Genomic DNA, 19363 nt, shown 5'->3' on the forward strand with positions numbered 1-19363 from the left:
GCACCGGAACCACGTTGACGCGAGTATCTTCGTAATTTATCTACATGGCAAGATTCGATTGCGCAAATGCAAGCCCGTGTCGCAACAATTTTTCAGGTGAGAGTGCATGTCATCACAGCCAAGCCACGCGATTTCGGTTGAAGAGGTTTCACAGCGGCCACGCCTGGCGCTGGCCAGCCTGCCGACGCCTTTCGAAAGCGCGCCCCGCCTCGCCCGTCATCTGGGCCTGGAGACGCTTCACATCAAACGCGAGGACATGGCCGGCTACGCCCTTGGCGGCAACAAGCTGCGCCAGCTCGACTTCATTCTCGCGGAGGCGCTGCAGGACGGCGCGGACATGCTGATCGCCACGGCGGGCAGCCAGTCGAACTTCTGCCGCTCCCTCGCCGGCGCAGCCGCCAAGATCGGCCTCGGCTGCCATCTTCATCTGCGGGCGAAGATGGGCACGGAGCATGTCGGAAACCTGCTCCTCGACGGCATCTTTGGCGCGAAGAAAAGCTTCACCAGCCAGACGGACCCCTGGGATCCGGCCATCCGCGCGGAACTCGACGACATCGCAGCAGCCTACCGCGGCGAAGGAAGAAAGCCGTTCATCGTGCAACTGACCGGCACCAGCGCCAGCACCGGCGTCGTCGGCTGGATGGCCGGCGCGGCCGAACTGGTGAAGGACTTCACACGGCTGGACCGCCAGCCGGACGCCATCATGGTCGTCAGCGGTTCGGGCCTGACGGCTGCCGGGTTGGCGCTCGGCTTCAAGCGCCTGAACTGCAAGACCCGCGTGATCGGCGTCAGCGCCCAGCAGCCGGAGGCCCGGTTGCGGGAATGGATCATCGCCACGGCGAACGAGGCCGCCGGCGCGCTCGGCATACCCGAGCGCCTCGCCGCTGATGATTTCGACATCATCGACGGACATGTCGGCCCCGGATACGGCATACCCTCCGAGGAAAGCATCGCCGCCGTGGAACTGGCCGGACGCCTTGAGGGCCTCGTCCTGGATCCCGTCTACACCGGAAAGGGCATGGCGGCCTTGATCGCACAGGCCGGCCGCAAGGTTCTCAACGGCAAGTCCTCCGTGGTCTTCCTGCATTCGGGAGGAACCCCGGGCCTGTTCACGCACAGCGCGGCGTTTGCGCATCGGGCAGCCCGATGAGGGCTGCGCCTCCCGCTGCCGGTCCGGCGCGCCTGGACGTCGAGCTCGACCGACCGGGCCGCCACCTCGGGAGCCTGTTCGTGCCCCACTCCCATAACCGCTCCGCCTATGGCCGCATCAATGTTCCGGTGGTTGTACTCAACGGATCGCCGGGTCCGACGCTTTTGTGTACCGCGGGCGTCCATGGCGACGAGTATGAGGGACAGATTGCCCTTTCGCGCCTCGCCCGCGCGATCCATCCCGACCGCCTGTCGGGGCGTCTGATTCTGGTGCCCGTGGTCAATCCGGCTGCCTCGGCGGCGGCGACCCGCACCTCGCCCATCGACGGTGTGAACCTCGCGCGAAGCTTCCCCGGCAGGGCCGACGGCTCCCCCAGCGAACAGGTCGCGGAAGGCGTCACCCGTCTGCTTCTGCCGCTGGCCGACTGCCTCGTCGACCTGCACAGCGGCGGCAAGACGCTCGACTACCTGCCTTGCGCTTTCGGCCGCTTGCCGGGCGACCGCCCCCTGGCTGAGAAGACACTGGATCTGATGCTGGCTTTCGCCGCTCCGCATACGGTGGTGATGCGCAGCCCCGAGGCAAGCGGCACCATGGTCTCCACGGCTCTGGAAAGAGGTATTCCCGCGATGGCCACGGAACTGGGCGGTGGGGGCGGCGTCACGCCGCGTACGCTCGCCGTGGCCGAACGGGGATTGATGAACGTGCTCGCGCATCTGGGCCTGATGGAACGGCCCGGATCGAAGCCCGCCGACACGCGGCTGATGGGCGTCGAGCCGGGCGGCTTTCTGCGCGCGCCGGGATCGGGATTCTTCGAACCCCTGCACACCCTGGGCGCAGCCGTCCAGGCGGGCGAGGCCGCCGGCTTCCTTTGGGATCTGGAGCGCCCCGACCGCGAACTCGAGGCGCTTGCCATGCCCGATGACGGGCTTCTGGTCTGCCGCCGCGTGCCAGCTGGATGCGCCCAGGCGGACGTCCTGCTGCACCTTGCAAAGGACGTGACCCGCAACGAGCTGTTGGGCCGATAAAGGGTGGGGGCCGAAGCCCCACCCTACCCCCCGGGTTATTGCAGCAGTTCCTCGACCCGACGCGTCAGGTCGTCCATTGCCTGCTGCGGCGTCTTCATGCCAAGGACCGCGGCCTCCGCCTCTTCCTTGAAATAGTCGGCTGCGCGCGCTGCCTCGTCGAAAGCCGGCAGGGGAACGCGCGAGACCGCGAGCACCCTGCGCTCCGCCTGCGAGTAAGGCAGTTTCTCGATGATCCTCGGATCGTCATAGGTCCCGTTGCGCACAGGTCCGTTGCCGTTGAGCGCGGCCGACAGGGTGGCCTCCGGCGAAGACATCGACTTGATGAATTTCCAGGCCAGGTCCTTGTTGCGGGAGTTTTTCGGAATGGCCATGCTCCAGAATTCGACCTTGGCCGGGGCGACCTCGTACTTGCCGAGGAGAGCTTCCGTCACCGGCAGCACCGTGGTCTTGATCTTGCCGGCGGCCTGCGATTTCTGCGGGTCGTTGTAGAGCGCGTTGCGGCTGAAGGACCCCTTGCTCATCGCCGCCCGCCCGGTCTGCATCCAGGTGTTCGCGTCTTCCGCCTTCATGCTGACCATGTTGCGTGGCACGGCGCCCGACTCGTAGAGATCGCGGATTGCCGTAAGTGCGGCGACCATCCCCTTCGAGTTGGCGACCACCTGCATGTCCGGCGTGATGAAATCTGCGTCCCATGCGCGGGCGAAGGAGATCACCTCTGGATAGGCGAGACCCGGCATGATGAACCCGACCGCCGGCGTGCCGTCCGGCCGGGTCTTGGTGCACCGCTTGGCGATGTCGACAAATTCCTCGATCGTCTTGGGCGGCCCCTCAATGCCGCATTCGGCGAAGATTTCCTCATTGTAGTGCAGGCCCGTCGTGGCATGCCGGAAAGGCACTGCGAAGAGCTGGCCGTTGAACGTGACCGCATCGACCAGACCAGGGAAAATGTCGCCGAAATTCTCGATCGGGTCCTTCTCCATATAAGCGTCGAGCGGCTCGAACAGACCCGTCACGCGCGGCGTCGCATAGGTATTGAGCAGGAACGCGACATCGACCGTGGATTCGCTCAGCGACGCCTCGCGGAAAACACGGTCGTGCAGCGGTCCCGTCTCGAACGTGACCCAGGTCACATTGGCGCCGGTCGCCTCTGTGAAGGCGGACGTGGCGTCTCCGCCCAACGTTCCCTTGGAGACGTTCTGCAGGACCCGGTGCGCGAAAACATTCAGTTCCGTAGCCTGGGCGAATGCCGGACCGCCGATATAGGACAGACCGCAGGTGGCTGCCGTCCCCGCGAGAAAGCCCCTTCTCGTCAAGCGCATATGATTTCTCCTTCGTGGCCGTCCCCTCACTACCGGCTTCGTGGTCTCGCTTGTGCGCCGGATTATGCCTGAGACGTCTCCTCCAGTTGTGCGAGACGGATTGTAGAATAATTACGAAATCACCGTTTTGGCAAGCGGATTTCCACGTTGACAGGTCATATTTTTTAGTTTTACTACATCACAAGACAGGGGCTGCGGACACCCGCTTTCGCCCTCGACGCCAACGACACAAGCTGCATTTCGGCGGAAACCACAGGACCAGCTGATGAAATTGCGATCTGCGAAGAAGCCCTCGCGGCTTTCGGCAAGCCTACCAGCCTTCTTCTTGATATCGCCCGTGCACGCGCTGATCATCTCGATGATCTTCGCGCCCGTCATGTATGTCGCATGGCTCAGCCTGACGAAGTCGTCATTTGGCCAGGCGCCGGTTTTCGTCGGGTTCGAAAACTACGTGAAGGTGCTGAGCGACCCGTATTTCTGGCGTTCGCTGCGCAACACCGTCGTCGTCGTCCTGATCGTCGTGCATCTCGAACTGCTGATCGGCCTCGGCATCGCGCTGCTCTTTGCGAGCGGCGTGCCGTTCCGGCCGTTCATGCTCGCCGCCGTTCTAGCACCCTATGCGGTCAGTGAGATCAGCGCGGTCGTCATGTGGCGCTATCTGTTCGATCACGACGTGGGGTTCGCCACGCAGTTCCTCGCCTTTCTCGGGCTGCCCGACCTCGAATGGTCGGTCAACCCGACGCATGGGCTGATCCTGGTGGCGCTGCTCAGCATCTGGCTGCACCTGCCCTTCACCTTTGTCATTCTCTACGCGGCGCGGCTGGCGATCCCCAAGGACCTCTATGAAGCCGCCGGCGTGGACGGCGCCAGCCCGTTCCAGCAGTTCAAGCGGATCACGCTGCCCCTGCTCATGCCGGCGATGCTGATCGCGATGCTGTTCCGCTACATCTTCGCCTTCAGGCTCTTTTCCGAGATCTGGCTCATGACCGGCGGCGGCCCCGCCCGGCAGACCGAGGTTCTCGCTGTTTATCTCTATCTCGAAGCCTTCCGCTACAACGCATTCGGCGAAGCCGCGGCAACCGGCTGGCTGCTCGTGGTGGCCTCGCTGATCCTCGCCATGTGGTACCTGCGCCGCCTCTACAAGGAGATGTTTGCGACCTATGCGTAAGACCGTCCGCAAATTCCTGAAGGGTTTCGCGATCTTCCTCGTGCTGAGCTGGTCGCTGATACCGATCATGCTGATCGCCCTGTCCTCACTCAAGGCCGACCGCGACATCTTCGCGGCGCCCCCGCGCCTCTTCTTCGAGCCGACCCTGTCAAACTATACGGGGCTGTGGACACGGTGGAGCGACTTCTTCGACGGGCTGCTCAACAGCGTGATCATCACGACGGGAGCCACGCTGCTCGCCGTCCTGACAAGCGCGATGGCAGGCTATGCCTATTCGCGCTTCCGCCATCCCGCGCTGGCCGGCAGCGCCTTCTTCCTGATCTTCATCAGGCTCATTCCGCCGATCGTCATCACGCTTCCGCTGTTCCCGGTGGCCAACGCGCTGCGCCTCAACGACACGCACATCCTGCTGATCGTGCTCTACGCCACGTTCTTCGTCTCGCTGGGAACGCTCGTCATGCGGACATTCATCGACCAGATCCCGCGCGAACTGGACGAGGCGGCGCACATGGACGGCGCGACGCGGCTGCAGATCCTTCGCAAGGTGATCCTGCCCCTCTCCGCGCAGGGCATGGTGGCGGTGGCGGTCTTCGTCGTCGTCTACGCCTGGAACGAATTCCTGTTCGCCTTCATCTTCACCACGACCAATGCGAAAACCGCGCCTCTCGTGATTTCCGAGATGTTCGGCGCGGTCGAGGGGGTCGAATGGGGCGTCCTGTTTGCAGCCTCCACGCTGCAGCTCCTGCCGGTACTGCTGTTTGTCATCCTGGCCCAGAAGCACCTTGTCGCCGGCCTCACCGCCGGGGCCACCAAGGGCTAGCCGCGATGTTTCATCTTAGAGGAGACCCTATATGCGTTCGGACGTGCCTGCGGTGATGCACAGCCTTCACCGCGACCCGGCCCTGAGCCGTTTCGATCCGCTCGGAAGGATCATTGCCTTCGACGACTTCGATCGCGGCTTCTGCGGTTGGACACAATTGGTGGGCAATTACGAGGACGACCTCGACGCCATGCTGCCCGGCTACGCCCAGCACGTGTCGCCGATGCTGTCGACCCTCGGCCACTGGGACGCGGGTTCGCATGGCGGCGTCGACGGAGACTACGCCCTGAAGATCGCCACGCGGCCGCAGGCCGGCGCGCAGAATGTGGCCATCAAGCGCCTCACGTTCCGTCATGCCGGCCCCATCCGCCTCGAGGCCTACGTGACCTTCAAACCCGAGGCAACGGAGCTTAAGCTGTCCGAGACCGACGTGCGTTCGTTCGGCTTCCTGTTCGACCTGCAGGTGGGCGACACGGCGGGCGCCGGTGCGGAGCGGGTCATGCCGCATATGCGCTTCCTGAACGCAGCCGACGGCAAGCATGTGCAGAAATGGCAGTTCAAGCGCCAGTCCGTGCCGATCGTGCCGATCGGCAGCGAGAACAAGACCATCTCCCACTATCACCTGGCGCCCGATGGCTGGGAGGATCTCGAAGGAGGCGATCAGCGTCTCTGCTACAATGAGATCCCGACCAAGGTGAACTGGCACTATCTGCGGTTCGACTTCGATCTCGGCGCGATGCAATGCACGCATTTCCAGTGCAACGACCGCGTGTTCGACGTGTCGGGCTTCGATTCGCTGCGCATTCCGGCCATGAAGAACCTGTGGTGCATGCTGAATGTCGCCTTCTTCGCCGAAGCCGACACGAACAAGCGCAGCTTCCTCTATCTCGACTCAGTCTGCCTTTCGGGAGAGTTTTGATGCGCATGAGCACCAGCGCCATCGTGGCGCGCAACGTTGTCTGGTCGCAGCGCGCCCACAGCGAGCCTTACGAGGCCGGCTGGGCAGAGAACGCCGTGATCTTTGTCCGGGCGCTCCGCGACGCCGTCGGCACCGGCGGCCGTGCCCATGTCGAGATCTCGCCCGACGGCATGAACTGGGTGCGCGAGGGAACGTCGTTCGACCTTCCCACCGAGAGGAACGCCGTCAGCTTCGCCAGGGTGACCCATTTCGGCAACTGGCTGCGTCTGGCGGGCGAGTTCCAGAACGACAGCGCCGTGACCCTTCTCGTCACCCTGCACCTGAAGAGCTGACAGACCATGAGCGATCAGTTTTCGGGCGGGGACGCCGTGACCATCCGCGACGTCAGAGCCCATCCCCTTCGCATCCGCCTGCCGAAGGCGCAGAAGACATCGCAGGCGCTGTTCGAGGCGCTGGAGATCGTGGTGGTCGAGGTCGAGACCGACAACGGCATCACCGGCATCGGCGAAGGGCTGGCCCGGGTCGGCGCCGCCGGCTATGCGCGCCTCATCGAGGATGTGCTGAAGCCCCGTCTCGTCGGCGAGGATGCCCGCAACTGCAGACACCTCTGGAAAAAGATGCGCTCCGCCATGAGCGGCCGCCCCGGCGGGCAGCTTGTCGAGGCGATCGCCGCCATCGACATCGCGCTCTGGGACATCGTCGGCAAGGCTGCCGGCCTCCCGGTCTACCGCCTTCTCGGCGGCATGGGGCGGCAGCGCGTGCAGGCCTATGCTTCTTCGATCAACTGGCTTGACGACGCGACTGTCGAGCAGGAAGTCGCACATGTGCTTGATCAGGGTTTCACCCAGATCAAGGTAAAGCTCGGGCGCGGCGTGGCGGAGGCAAGGCAGCGTGTGCAGCTCGTCCGCCGGCTCGCGCCGGATGCGCTGCTGGGCGTGGACGCGAACTGGGCCTATGACCTCGACGAGGCCATGCAGGTCGGGCGCACTCTCGCGGACCTCGGCTATGACTTCTTCGAGGAACCCATCGTCCCGCAGGACCGTGCGGGCTACCGCCGGCTGGCCGGGAACCTGCCGATCCGGATCGCTGCCGGCGAAAGCGACTATGTTGCTGCGGAAGCCCTGATCTCGCTGGGGGATCGCAGCGTCGGCATGATTCAGCCCGATGTCACCCGGGCGGGCGGCATCACGGAAACCTGGCGCATTGCCGAGCTCGCCGCGGCGCATCATGTTTCCTACGCGCCGCATGTCGGCTGGTCCGGCGCCATCTGCGTCGCCGCCAGCCTGCATCTGGCGGCAGCCGCCGAAAGCTTCCGCACCTTCGAATGCATGGTGTTCGACAACGCGCTGCGCACGGACCTCTGTGCGCCGCTCGTCGGAGACGCCGGCCAGTTGTCCGACGGTCACCTCGCCGTGCCCCAGACGCCCGGCCTCGGGATCGAGCTCGACCGCTCCGTCCTGGCGCAACACCGTATCAGCTAGTTTAAACCTGCCTCTCCCTGGAGACCCGCATGTCGTCAGTAACGCTTCGCAATCTCACGAAATCCTTCGGCGATGTCGATGTCATCCATGGCATCAGCGTCGATATCGCCGACGGTGAGTTCGTCACGCTGATCGGTCCGTCCGGCTGCGGCAAGTCAACGCTTCTGCGCATGATCGCCGGGCTTGAGGAAATCACCGGCGGAGACGTGGAGATCGACGGCAAGGTGGTCAACAGCACCCCGTCCAAGGACCGCGACATCGCAATGGTGTTCCAGAGCTATGCGCTCTATCCACATCTGACGGTTCGCGACAACATGGCCTTCTCGCTGTCCCTGCGAAAGGCGCCTAAGGCCGAGATCGAGAAACGCGTCAGCGCCTCTGCCGAAATTCTGGGTCTGTCCAATCTGCTCGACCGCTTCCCGCGCCAGCTCTCGGGCGGCCAGCGGCAGCGCGTCGCCATGGGGCGGGCCCTCGTCCGGGACCCGAAGGTATTCCTCTTCGACGAACCCCTGTCCAATCTCGACGCAAAGCTGCGCGTCCAGATGCGCGTCGAGATCAAGGCGCTTCACCAGCGGCTGAAGACCACCACCATCTACGTTACCCATGATCAGGTCGAAGCCATGACCATGGCCGACAAGATCGTCGTCATGAAGGACGGATTCGTAGAGCAGATCGGCGAACCCATTCATCTCTACGATGCGCCGGCCAACATGTTCGTCGCGCAGTTCATCGGCAGCCCGGCCATGAACATGATCGCCGGAACCGTCGCCGACGGGGCGCATGTCATGTTCGACGGGATTGCCCTGCCCGTGCCCGCGGCCCTCCGCGAACGCTGCCAGACCGGTCAGTCAGTCCACTACGGCATTCGGCCCGAGCACCTGCGCATGGCGAAGAAAGGATTCGAGATGGCCGTGGATGTCGTGGAGCCCACCGGCGCCGAAACTGCATTCTTTGGCAGGCTGAACGGCGCGCAGATCGTCTTCAACACCCATGAGAGGGTTTCTGCCCGTCCCGGCGATGTGCTGCACCTGCAGCCCGAACTCGACAAGGTGCATCTGTTCGACAGCAAGACAACGCGGCGCATCTAGGACCAGCGCACGGGGAAGGATCGCCATGACCCGCGACAACGCCATCTCCCGCGCACTGGCTTCGTTCGATGACGGGCGCTTTCGTGAGGACCTGGCGCGGCGCATCGCATTCCGGACGGAGAGCCAGGATCCGGCGCGCGCCGAAACGCTGCTGGAATATCTCGATGACGAGATGAAGCCGCCATTCCGGGAGATGGGCTTCTCGACAGAGATCGTCCATGGCGGGGATGGCAAGGCCCCGTTCCTGATCGCCGAGCGGATCGAGGACGAAGACGCGCCGACCGTGCTGGGTTACGGCCACGGCGATGTGGTGTCCGGCCGCGACGAGGACTGGCTGCCGGACGTGTCGCCCTGGCGCCTGACCGGGATCGGCGGCAATTGGTATGGCCGCGGCATCGCCGACAACAAGGCGCAGCATTCGGTCAACATGAGTGCGCTGCGGGCCGTCCTCGACGCACGCGGGCGTCTCGGCTTCAATGCGAAATACCTGATCGAGATGGGCGAGGAGCGTGGTTCGCCGGGATTGCACGAAGTCTGCGCGCGCTACAATGAGCGGCTTGCCGCCGACATACTGATCGCCTCCGACGGGCCGCGCCTCAATGCCGGTCGCCCCACAGTCTTCCTTGGTTCCCGCGGCGGCGTGACCTTCGACCTCTGGATCGACGCCCGGGAGGGACAGCATCATTCCGGCAATTGGGGCGGAGCCCTATCCAACCCGGGCATCCAGCTTGCGCATGCCCTTGCGAGCCTGATCGGGCCGAGCGGGCGCATCCTGGTGCCGGAGCTCGTCCCCGGCGCGCTCCCGCCCTCTGTGCGTAACGCCCTGGCCGATTGCGTCATCACGTCGGGCGTCGACGGCCTGACGCCCGACGAAGACTGGGGCGAGCCGGGTCTCACCCCCGCCGAGCGGGTGTTCGGCTGGTGTACGCTGGAAGTGCTCGCCTATGAAACCGGCAACCCGCGAAGCCCAGTGAACGCGATCCCCTCGAAGGCCTGGGCGCGGCTCCAGCTTCGTTTCGTGGTCGGCATCGATCCCGACGATGTCCTGCCGGCGGTGCGCAGACACCTTGACCGACACGGGTTCGAGATGGTCCGGGTCGCCATGGCGCGCGACAAGATCTTCAGGGCCACGCGCCTCGATCCCGAAGATCCCTGGGCGCAATGGGCGGCCGCCTCCATCGCCCGGACTACCGGCAAGAAACCGGCGCTTCTGCCGAATTTCGGCGGAACGCTTCCCAACGATGCCTTCGCCGAGATCCTCGGCGCGCGCACACTCTGGGTGCCGCATTCCTATCCCGGCTGCTCCCAACACGCACCAAACGAGCACCTGCCGACTGATCTGCTGCGCGAAGGCCTAGCGGTGATGGCGGGGCTGTACTGGGATCTGGGCGAACCCGGAACGCCGGCTCTCTAAAAGGTCTCCAGGACCAAGCCCGCCCTTGACGATGACAGGTCGCTGCGCCATGCCGTAGTGAAAGCGTCACAGGAGTTCCAGACGAGCATGACCGCAGCCTATCCATCCACCCAGCTCTTCATCGATGGCGAATGGCGCCCGGGCGCCGAGGGAAAGACCATTGACGTGGTCGATCCGGCGACGGGAGAGGCCATCGGCACCGTCGCCCATGCGACCGTGGCGGATCTCGATGCGGCGCTGGCGGCTGCCGAGCGCGGCTTCGCCGTCTGGAGCGCCACTTCGGCCTTCGAACGATACAAGCTGATGCGCAAGGCGGCGGACATCCTGCGCCAGAGGGCGGACGAGATCGCCGTGACGATGAGCCGCGAGCAGGGCAAGCCCGTCGCCGAGGCGCGCATGGAAACCATGGCCGGCGCGGACATCATCGACTGGTTCGCCGAGGAGGCCCGGCGCACTTACGGCCAGGTCATTCCCGCCCGCATGGGCAATGTCGCCCAGATGGCGATCAAGCTGCCGGTCGGACCGGTGGCGGCGTTCACCCCCTGGAACTTCCCGATCAACCAGGTCGTGCGCAAGCTCTCGGCGGCGGTTGCGGCGGGATGCTCCATCATCGTCAAGGCGCCCGAGGAGACGCCGGCAGCACCTGCGCAGCTGATCCGCGCCTTCGCCGACGCCGGCATTCCGGCGGGCGTCGTCAATCTCGTCTACGGCGTGCCTGCGGAAATATCCGAATACCTGATCCCCCACCCGGTGATCCGCAAGATCTCCTTCACGGGGTCGACCCCGGTCGGCAAGCATCTGGCAAGCCTCGCCGGGCGGCACATGAAGCTCGCCACCATGGAGCTCGGTGGCCATGCGCCGGCCATCGTCTTCGATGACGCCGACCTGAAGGCCGCGGTGAAGGTTCTGGCGGCGGCGAAGTTCCGCAACGCCGGTCAGGTCTGTGTGTCGCCGACGCGGTTCCTCATCCAGGAGGGCGTGCACGATGCGTTCCTGCGCGATTTCACCGCCGCGGCCGAGGCGATCAAGGTCGGAAACGGCCTCGAAGACGGCACCCGGATGGGGCCGCTCGCCAACGAACGCCGCGTCCATGCGCTCGACGAGCTGATCGCGGACGCCGTGTCGCACGGCGCCGAGCTGAAGACCGGCGGACGCCGCATCGGCAACAAGGGGAATTTCTACGAGCCGACCGTGCTCGCGAACGTTCCCACCAGCGCGCGCATCATGAACGAGGAGCCCTTCGGGCCGGTCGCCGTCGTCAACAGTTTCGCCACGCTGGACGAGTCCATTTCCGAGGCGAACCGCCTTCCCTTCGGGCTCGCGAGCTACGCGTTCACCCGCTCGGTCGAGACGGCCAGCCATCTGGGACAGCGGATCCAGGCCGGCATGACGACGATCAACCACAACGGCCTCTCCCTGCCGGAGCTGCCCTTCGGCGGCATCAGGGATTCCGGATACGGGACGGAAGGCGGCAGCGAGGCGATCAACGCCTACCTGATCACCAAGCTGGTGACCCAGGCGAGCTGAAGCATCCTTCCGGGCAGGCGGGGGCCTACCCCATCAGCATCCGGATGGCCGTGATCATCAGGAACAGGGCGAAGACGCGTTTCAGGCTTTTCGCGTCGAGCGCATGGGCGAGGCGCGCGCCGAGCGGCGCGAAAAGATAGCTGACCGGCGCGATGATCAGCACGGCTGCGAGGTTCACGTAGCCGATGCTGCTCGGCGGCAGGCCCTCGACGCCAAGCCCGGCATAAATGAAACCGGCGACGCCCGGAACGGCGATCATCAGGCCCAGCGCCGACGCCGTTCCAACCGCACGGTGCGTGGGAAAGGCGAAGGCGGAGAGCGTCGGCACCGACAGCGTGCCGCCACCGATCCCCATCAGCGACGAAATCAGGCCGATGACGCCGGCGATCAGCCGGTTGACCCATGTGTTCGCCGGCAGGTGCTGCGAGATCACCAGGGTCTTCGGCAGGGCCATGTTGACCGCGACGAGCAGGCCGACGACGCCGAAGATCGCGCGCAGGCTGTCGCCGGAGACGAACTTTGCCAGCCCGCCCCCGATGAGCGCGCCGCAGAAGACGGCAGGTCCCCAGAGCCGGAGCAGGTCGCGATCGACCGTGCCGCGCCTCGCATGCGACCGCATCGAGGAAATCGATGTTGGAATGATGGTGGCGAGCGATGTGGCGACCGCCAGGTGGCTCGCATGCTCGGGCGCGATCTGGAAGGCGCGCAGCACCCAGAAGAGCACGGGCACGATGACGATGCCGCCGCCGACCCCGAGGAGGCCGGCGAGAACGCCGCCGATCATCCCGGTGATCGCCATCCCGGCGACCAGCACCGCGATGGTCGCGGCGTCGAAGGTGGAGGGGTCGAATGCCTGTTCCAAGTCGGTGCTTCCGCGTGAAGGATTGCAGTCTGAAGGCCTGCGGACCGAGGCATCTCGGCAAAATGCCCGGCATCCTTGCGCGGGTCACCCTGCCGACACGCTCGACCGGCACGATCATGCCCATGATTGCGCGCTCATGCCAGAACGCCCCCGCTTTCATGATGTCCGACCATCACGCCGCGGCGTCGATCACCGCCATCGCCGCGTCGATGCCCCTGCCGGTCTCGACCCGATGGCCGAGCGCGTTGACCGCGCCCCCAAGGGCCGTGAGGCCGGCGACGGCATGGATCGGCTGCGCGGTCGGCCCCATATGGCCGATGCGCGTCAGCTTTCCCAGCGTCGCGCCGCGCCCGGCGGAGAAGACGACGCCATAGCGCTCTCGCGCCGCCTGCCGTAGCTTCGCCTCATCGATGCCGTCCGGCGTGCGGACGGTGGTCGTGGTCGGCGAGGCGATCGCCTCGCGCGCCGCCCAGAGATCCAGCCCCATGGCCGCGATGCCGGCGCGCGTCGCCCGTGCCGTCAGCGCATGCCGCTCCCAGACGTTCTCCGGTCCCTCGCCCAGATAGAGGTCGAGCGCCACGTCGAACCCGTTCAGCTCGGCGACCGAAGGCGTGAAGGGGAACGGCCTGTCGCGCGACCAGGCGTTTTCCCAGTCGACGATGCTGAGCACGGACGCGCGCGGCGCGGCGGCGTTCGCCTTCATCTTCTCCCAGGCGCGCGCGCTGACGCCGACCATGGTCAGGCCAGGCGGACAGCCCAGGCACTTGTTCGGGCCGGTGACGTAGATGTCGGCATTGCAGTCCTCGGGATGCGTGTCCATGCCGCCGAAGGACGACACCGCATCGACGATCAGATACGCGCCGTGCGCGGCCGCCAGCGCGCCGATCTCGTTGATCGGATTGACGGTGCCCGACGGCGTGTCGTGGTGACAGACACTGACGACGCTGATCTCCGGATGGGCCTTCAGCATGTCTGCGACCGCCTGCGGGTCGATCGCCTCGTTGTAGGCCACCTCGATCTCCAGCAGGTTCGGCGAATGACGCTTGGCCCAATGGCCGAACCCCTTGCCATAGACGCCGGAGGCGAGATTGAGCACCGTATCGGCGGGCGTGATGAGCGACGCCGCCGCCGCTTCGAGCGCCATCACCGCCTCGCCCTGGATCAGCACCGGCCGCGTCGACAGGCGCATCGCCTTCTGCGCCTTCTCCACAAGGCGTTCGTAGAAAAGCTGGAAGGCCGGATCGTAGTCGTAGAGCACGGTCCTCCCGAGCCCCGTCAGAACCTCGGGATAGGCATTGACCGGACCCGTGGTGAGCGTGATCACCGGAGGGCGGTCGTTCGAATAGCGCATTGTAGTCTCCTTGCTGCCGATCAGGCCTGGTACCGGGTAGCCGTCAGATACGTCTTAATGCCTTCCGTGTCTCGCAAGTAGATCAGTTCGCCCGTTCTCTTCGGCCAATTCCCTGACATCCGGGCCGCCTCCGGCTCTCTCCGCCGTCTTTACCCATGAAAGGTCGGGATGAACCCGGATTCCTCCGTTCCCGATCAAGCGCCCCGGCCTCCTCCCCGCCGAGGTCGAACCGGTAATTTTTACAAAAAATTTTTTATTTCAAAAAAAATTGACTCTATAATTTCGAATGTGCACATTGGCTTCATTCAAGCTTGGGGAGAGGGACAAGCCAGATGCCAGCCACGCCGGCCGCGATTGCGGAGCCCGTGATCCAGACCCGTCAGGTCCGCAAGACATTCGCTGCCGTGGGCGGCCATGATCGGTGCGTGGCGCTGGCGGGTGTCGATCTCGATGTGACGCAGAGCGAGGTCGTGGTCATCATCGGGCCGTCGGGATCGGGCAAGAGCACGCTGCTGCGCACCCTCAACGGTCTCGAGACCGTGGATTCGGGAACGATCACGGTCGCCGGCCGAAAGGTCACGGACCAGCGCACCGACCTGCCTGCCCTGCGCGCCGATGTCGGGATGGTCTTCCAGCATTTCAACCTGTTCCTGCACAAGACCGCGCTGGAGAACGTGGCGTTGCCGCAGCGCATCGTGCGCGGGCGCTCCCGCAGTCAGGCCGAGGAGATCGCCATGTCGTTCCTGAAGCGCGTCGGCGTGGACGATCGCCGCGATCATTATCCGAGCCAGTTGTCCGGCGGCCAGCAGCAGCGCGTGGCGATCGCCCGCGCCCTGGCCATGCATCCGCAGGTCATGCTGTTCGACGAAGCCACGTCGGCGCTCGACCCCGAGATGGTCGGCGGCATCCTCGACCTGATGCGCGAACTGGCAAGCGAGGGGATGACCATGGCGGTCGTCACCCATGAGATGGGTTTCGCGCGCGACGTGGCCGACCGCGTCATCTTCATGGATGGCGGCGGCATCGTCGAGCAGGGCGCGCCGGAAGAACTGTTCGACGGCGCGCGGAACGCCCGCACCCGACAGTTCCTGTCGCAGATTCATTGAACCGGCCCGGCACTGCCGGCCAAACCACGGGAGGGTAATGCAATGAGAAACATCCTGAAGGCCGCCATCGGGGCGGTGGCCATGGCCGCCATGGCGCTCGGTGCGACCGCGCCTGCCGGCGCCGAAACGGAGATGGACGAGATCCTGCAGCGCGGCGAGCTGCGCGTCGGCGTTCAGACGCAGGGCGCGCCCGTCAGCTTCATCAACAAGAACGGCGAGCGCACCGGCCTGGCGATCGAGATCGTCAAGATGATGGCCGACGACCTGGGCGTCAAACTCGTGCTCCAGGACTATGACTGGAAGGGTCTCATCCCGGCGCTCCTCGGCGGCAAGTTCGACTTCATCGCCGCCGACATGACGCCGACGCCCCAGCGCACCGCCCAGCTCCTCTTTTCGCGTCCGTTCTTCTATCAGGAGACGGTCGCCATGACCGCGAAGGACAGCGGCCGCACCAGCTGGCAGGATCTCAACAAGGACGGCGTGAATGTCGGCGGCGTCCAGGGCGGCACCTATGTCACCGCCATCAAGGAGTTCCTGCCGGCCGCCACCGTCAAGGAGTTCGCCAGCGGCCCGGCCAGCGCCCAGGCGCTTGCCGCCGGCCGCGTCGACGGCGCCCTCACCGATCTCGGCAACGCCAGGTCCTATGTCGGCGAGTACGACAACCTGATGATCCTCGACGGCGTCATCACCCGCGAGCCGCTGGCCTTCGCCACCCGCGCCGAGAACGGCCATCTCAAGTTCTGGATGGACAACTACTTCGAGCTGATCTCCGCCAACGGCAAGCTCGACCGCCTGGTCGAGTACTGGTGGAGCTCGCGCGCCTGGGAAGCCGACCACAAATAGCATCAGCGGGCGCGGGCGGCAGGTCTCGTAGAACCACGCCGCCCGCGCCTCCCAGCACGAGCCCCGTGCTCAACCGCCTCGCGGACCGGATTGCACCATGACTTTTCTTGAACCGGTCGCCGACTGGATCGTCGGCGTCTACAATTTCCGCATCGTCGCGCTTTACGCCGACGAGTTCGCGCGGGGCATCACCAACACGCTGCTGGCCGCCGGCGCGAGCCTCGCCCTGTCGCTGATTCTGGGCACCCTGCTCGCCGCGCTGCGCCTGTCCAGCAACCGCCTTCTGTCCGCGCTTGCGGAAATCTACATCCAGGTCATCCGCTCCACCCCGCTCCTGCTGCAGATCTACATTGTCTATTTCGCCCTTCCCCTCCTGGTGCCGGCCACGGCGCGCTGGCCGGAGCTGTGGATCGGCATCCTGGCGCTGACGCTGCACACCGCGCCCTACATGGCGGAGATCATCCGCTCCGGCATCCAGTCGGTCGCCCGGGGACAGATCGAGGGCGCCCTGGCCGTCGGCATGACCTTCCGCCAGCGCGCCCAGCACATCGTCCTGCCGCAGGCCTTCGCCAACATCATGCCGGCGCTGCTCGGCCAGACCGCCATTCTCGTGAAGGACACCTCGCTGCTCTCGCTGATCACGGTCTTCGACCTGGTGGCGGCCGGCATGCTGCTCAACAGCGAGCGCATCAAGCCGAACGAGGGCTTCCTGTCCGTCGCCGTCATCTACTTCGCCATCTACCTGCTGCTCCTGCTCGCCTCGCGCTTCGTGGAGCGAAAGCTGGCCGGCCCCGCTTGGAACAAGGCGACAGCGTAATGGAACACTATATCGACATCTTCCAGGCCGTCCTGCCGTCGCTTCTCGAAGGCTTCTGGAGGACGCTCGGCATCTCGCTGGCGGGCATTCTCGGCGGCTCGCTGATCGGCTTTCTGCTCGGCCTCGTGCGCGGCCAGCACATCCGCTACTTCACGCCGCTGATCGGCGGCTACCTGCATCTCCTGCGCGGCACGCCGTTCCTCGTCCAGCTCTACGTGGTCTATTTCGTGTTGCCCAACACCGGCATTTCGCTGCTGATGTGGGATTCGCTGACGGCCGTGCTGCTGTGCCTCGCCATCTACACGTCGAGCTATGTGACGGAGATCGTCAGCGGCGCCATCCGGGCCATTCCCCGCGGCCAGTGGGAGGGCGCCTTCGCCATCGGCATGCGGCGCGGCCAGACCCTCTGGCACATCATCCTGCCGCAATCCGTCATGCTCATCCTGCCGTCGCTCGGCAGCGTCTACGTGAACCTCATCAAGGCCACGTCCATCGTCTCGGTCGTCGGCATCAGCGAGCTGACCCGCCAGGGCGAGATCAACATACTGCGTTTTCCGGGCGACATCCTTTTCATCTACGCAATCGTTGCCATGATTTATTTCTGCTACTGTTTCCCGGTCCTGAAGCTTGTCGACTGGCTCGAGAAGAACGCCGGCAGACAACGCGCCGCGAGAAAACGTCCTTCACCCACCCCCGGCGGCTCCGCCCCGCTCAACGAACCGAATGTAAAAGCATGACACAGGATACATCGTTGGACCCGATCCTGCGCCCTTTCGCGGCGCTGATGGAAACGCTCGTTGCGCAGTTCGGCGCGAATTGCCAGGTGTCGCTCTACGACATGCGGGAGAAGCGGCCGCGCCTGGTCGCGGTGTCGGGAACGGTGATGGAGGCGGTCATCGGCTCCCAGCTTCCCGAAAAGCTGTTCACGCGCTTCCGCGAGGCGAGCGACCGGCCGAGCGGCCGCCTGCAGTTCACCGCGGCGACGCCCGACGGCCGCCGGTTGAGCTCGTCCCTGACGATCCTGCGCGATGCGGACGAGACGCCGCTCGGCTGCATGCGCATCGATCTGTGCATCGAGAGCCTGATGCACAGCATCGACATGCTGCAGACCTTCTGCAATTTCGATGTCGCCCCGCCTTCCGAGGCGGGCAACACCCACAATGAGGACGTGATCGGCATGGTCGATGCCGTGATCGACGAGGCGCTCGGCCGCAACGAGACGCTGCGCACGCAGGACAGCCGCACCTACCGCATGAACGTCATTCGCGAGCTGGAAGAGAAGAACGTGTTCCTGGTCAAGGGCGCGGTCGACCTGATCGCCGCGCGCATGAACGTCTCGAAGTTCACCATCTACAACTACATCGACCGGATCCGGAACCCGCACGCCGCGGCGGCCGACTACAGCCTGCGCGACGTCCAGGCGCGCCGCGACGGGAGCGAATAAAGAATGTTCACCTTCCCGCAGGCACGCTACACGCTGCTCGAGCAGCCGACGCCCCTCGCCCCTCTGGCGCGGCTTGAAAAGCGGCTCGGCCGCTCCGGCCTCTTCATCAAGCGTGACGACCACATGCCGATAGCGCTCGGCGGCAACAAGCTGCGGAGCCTGGAATTCTGGCTGGGGGCCGCGCTCGAGGAAGGAGCGGACGTGCTGCTCGTCGCCGGCGCGCCGGTTTCCAACCAGTGCCGCCTGACCGCCGCCGCCGCCGCGATCGCCGGCCTCGACTGCGTGATCATCCACAACGATGCCGAGACCGCGCAGTCGCTGCGCAGTTCCTACCTCAACCGCATCTTCGGTGCCGAGGTCCGCTTCGTCGGGTCGATCAGCGAGGAGAGCCGCGCGGTGCGCATCGAGGAGATCGCGGAGGAGCTGCGCGCAGTCGGTCGCCGGCCCTACATCGTCGGCAGCGCCGTCATCGGCGCGCTGGGATATGCGATGGCCGCCCTGGAGCTTCTGACGCAGGTGCGGGAATCGGGTTCGCCGATCCGCCATGTGATCCTGCCCGGCTCCATGGGGCCGACGGAGGCGGGCTTCACCTTCGGCAACGCCCTGCTCGGACACCCCTTCGACGTGCATCTCGTGAGCGTCGAATATGGACAGGCCGACCTCGCCGCGCGCATCGCGCGCATCTTCGGCGAACTGCAGCATTTCGTCGGCGCGTCGGAAGTCCAGCTCGACGATGCCCGCATCCACTATCACATGGATTATCTCGGCCCCGGCTACGCCCTGCCGACGCCCGAGGGCGAGAACGCCATCCTGACGCTTGCGCGCACGGAAGGCATACTCCTCGAGCACACCTATACGGCAAAGCCCTTCGCCGGCTTCATGGACATGGCGACGGACGGCAGCATCGACCCGTCCGAAGGCCTCTGCTTCCTGCACACGGGCGGCGTACCGACCCTCTTCGTCCAGGACCAGCTTTTCCAGACCATCTGACGGAAAGCATTGTGCCTGCCCGAACAGGAAAGCCCGGCG

The 19363-nt window shown here is 65.3% G+C and carries 19 protein-coding genes; 16 read left to right on the forward strand and 3 right to left on the reverse strand.

Annotation, left to right across the window (positions count from 1 at the left end; genetic code table 11):
* Positions 1–106: 106 nt before the first annotated feature.
* Both NA2_RS14150 and NA2_RS14155 read left to right on the forward strand, forming a co-directional pair.
* Positions 107–1150: a D-cysteine desulfhydrase family protein gene (locus tag NA2_RS14150; RefSeq protein WP_008597665.1), complete on the forward strand. Its 1044-nt coding sequence runs from the start codon at positions 107–109 to the stop codon at positions 1148–1150.
* Positions 1151–1230: 80 nt separating this feature from the next.
* Positions 1231–2175, forward strand: coding sequence for a succinylglutamate desuccinylase/aspartoacylase family protein (locus tag NA2_RS14155; protein WP_157188236.1), 945 nt, complete (start codon positions 1231–1233; stop codon positions 2173–2175).
* A gap of 35 nt (positions 2176–2210) precedes the next feature.
* On the opposite strand, the gene NA2_RS14160 is transcribed toward NA2_RS14155, so the two are convergent.
* Positions 2211–3494: an ABC transporter substrate-binding protein gene (locus NA2_RS14160; protein ID WP_008597668.1), complete on the reverse strand. Its 1284-nt coding sequence runs from the start codon at positions 3492–3494 to the stop codon at positions 2211–2213.
* A gap of 265 nt (positions 3495–3759) precedes the next feature.
* Between NA2_RS14160 and NA2_RS14165 the strand changes: the two genes are divergently transcribed.
* From NA2_RS14165 to NA2_RS14200, 8 genes are all read left to right on the forward strand, one after another.
* Positions 3760–4662, forward strand: a complete 903-nt coding sequence (locus NA2_RS14165; RefSeq protein WP_051011650.1) for a carbohydrate ABC transporter permease — start codon at positions 3760–3762, stop codon at positions 4660–4662.
* Positions 4655–5482: a carbohydrate ABC transporter permease gene (locus NA2_RS14170; RefSeq protein ID WP_008597670.1), complete on the forward strand. Its 828-nt coding sequence runs from the start codon at positions 4655–4657 to the stop codon at positions 5480–5482. The genes NA2_RS14165 and NA2_RS14170 overlap by 8 nt, the downstream gene beginning before the upstream one ends.
* Positions 5483–5513: 31 nt before the next feature.
* Entirely contained in the window at positions 5514–6401 is an 888-nt protein-coding gene (locus NA2_RS14175) for a DUF6772 family protein (protein ID WP_008597671.1), read from the forward strand.
* Positions 6401–6733: a hypothetical protein gene (locus tag NA2_RS14180; RefSeq protein ID WP_008597672.1), complete on the forward strand. Its 333-nt coding sequence runs from the start codon at positions 6401–6403 to the stop codon at positions 6731–6733. The genes NA2_RS14175 and NA2_RS14180 overlap by 1 nt, the downstream gene beginning before the upstream one ends.
* 6 nt (positions 6734–6739) lie before the next feature.
* Positions 6740–7882 carry a mandelate racemase/muconate lactonizing enzyme family protein gene (locus tag NA2_RS14185; RefSeq protein ID WP_008597673.1) on the forward strand — a complete coding sequence of 381 codons (1143 nt, stop codon included), beginning with the start codon at positions 6740–6742 and terminating at the stop codon, positions 7880–7882.
* Positions 7883–7911: 29 nt separating this feature from the next.
* Complete coding sequence (locus NA2_RS14190; protein ID WP_008597674.1) at positions 7912–8970, forward strand: ABC transporter ATP-binding protein; 1059 nt, start codon at positions 7912–7914, stop codon at positions 8968–8970.
* Positions 8971–8995: 25 nt separating this feature from the next.
* Complete coding sequence (locus tag NA2_RS14195) at positions 8996–10384, forward strand: M20 family metallopeptidase (protein WP_008597675.1); 1389 nt, start codon at positions 8996–8998, stop codon at positions 10382–10384.
* An 87-nt stretch (positions 10385–10471) separates the two neighbouring features.
* Positions 10472–11911, forward strand: coding sequence for an NAD-dependent succinate-semialdehyde dehydrogenase (locus NA2_RS14200; RefSeq protein WP_008597676.1), 1440 nt, complete (start codon positions 10472–10474; stop codon positions 11909–11911).
* A gap of 25 nt (positions 11912–11936) precedes the next feature.
* Here the strand turns inward: NA2_RS14200 and NA2_RS14205 are convergent, their stop codons facing one another.
* The gene (locus NA2_RS14205) at positions 11937–12773 is read right to left on the reverse strand and encodes a sulfite exporter TauE/SafE family protein (protein WP_008597678.1); all 837 of its coding nucleotides are present in this window, start codon (positions 12771–12773) and stop codon (positions 11937–11939) included.
* Between the two features lie 172 nt (positions 12774–12945).
* Entirely contained in the window at positions 12946–14124 is a 1179-nt protein-coding gene (ppaT, locus tag NA2_RS14210; protein ID WP_008597679.1) for a pyridoxamine--pyruvate transaminase, read from the reverse strand.
* A 332-nt stretch (positions 14125–14456) separates the two neighbouring features.
* Between ppaT and NA2_RS14215 the strand changes: the two genes are divergently transcribed.
* From NA2_RS14215 to NA2_RS14240, 6 genes are all read left to right on the forward strand, one after another.
* Complete coding sequence (locus NA2_RS14215; protein ID WP_008597680.1) at positions 14457–15230, forward strand: amino acid ABC transporter ATP-binding protein; 774 nt, start codon at positions 14457–14459, stop codon at positions 15228–15230.
* Positions 15231–15272: 42 nt separating this feature from the next.
* Complete coding sequence (locus tag NA2_RS14220; protein ID WP_008597681.1) at positions 15273–16073, forward strand: ABC transporter substrate-binding protein; 801 nt, start codon at positions 15273–15275, stop codon at positions 16071–16073.
* Between the two features lie 97 nt (positions 16074–16170).
* On the forward strand, positions 16171–16890 hold the full coding sequence (locus NA2_RS14225; protein ID WP_008597682.1) for an amino acid ABC transporter permease: 720 nt from the start codon (positions 16171–16173) through the stop codon (positions 16888–16890).
* A complete protein-coding gene (locus tag NA2_RS14230) occupies positions 16890–17627 on the forward strand; it encodes an amino acid ABC transporter permease (RefSeq protein WP_008597683.1) in 738 nt (245 codons plus the stop codon). Before NA2_RS14225 ends, NA2_RS14230 begins: the two co-directional genes overlap by 1 nt.
* Positions 17624–18334 carry a helix-turn-helix domain-containing protein gene (locus NA2_RS14235; protein WP_040677946.1) on the forward strand — a complete coding sequence of 237 codons (711 nt, stop codon included), beginning with the start codon at positions 17624–17626 and terminating at the stop codon, positions 18332–18334. The genes NA2_RS14230 and NA2_RS14235 overlap by 4 nt, the downstream gene beginning before the upstream one ends.
* A gap of 3 nt (positions 18335–18337) precedes the next feature.
* Positions 18338–19324 carry a pyridoxal-phosphate dependent enzyme gene (locus NA2_RS14240; protein WP_008597685.1) on the forward strand — a complete coding sequence of 329 codons (987 nt, stop codon included), beginning with the start codon at positions 18338–18340 and terminating at the stop codon, positions 19322–19324.
* Positions 19325–19363: the final 39 nt, after the last annotated feature.

Source organism: Nitratireductor pacificus pht-3B, from assembly GCF_000300335.1.
Classification (GTDB): domain Bacteria; phylum Pseudomonadota; class Alphaproteobacteria; order Rhizobiales; family Rhizobiaceae; genus Nitratireductor; species Nitratireductor pacificus.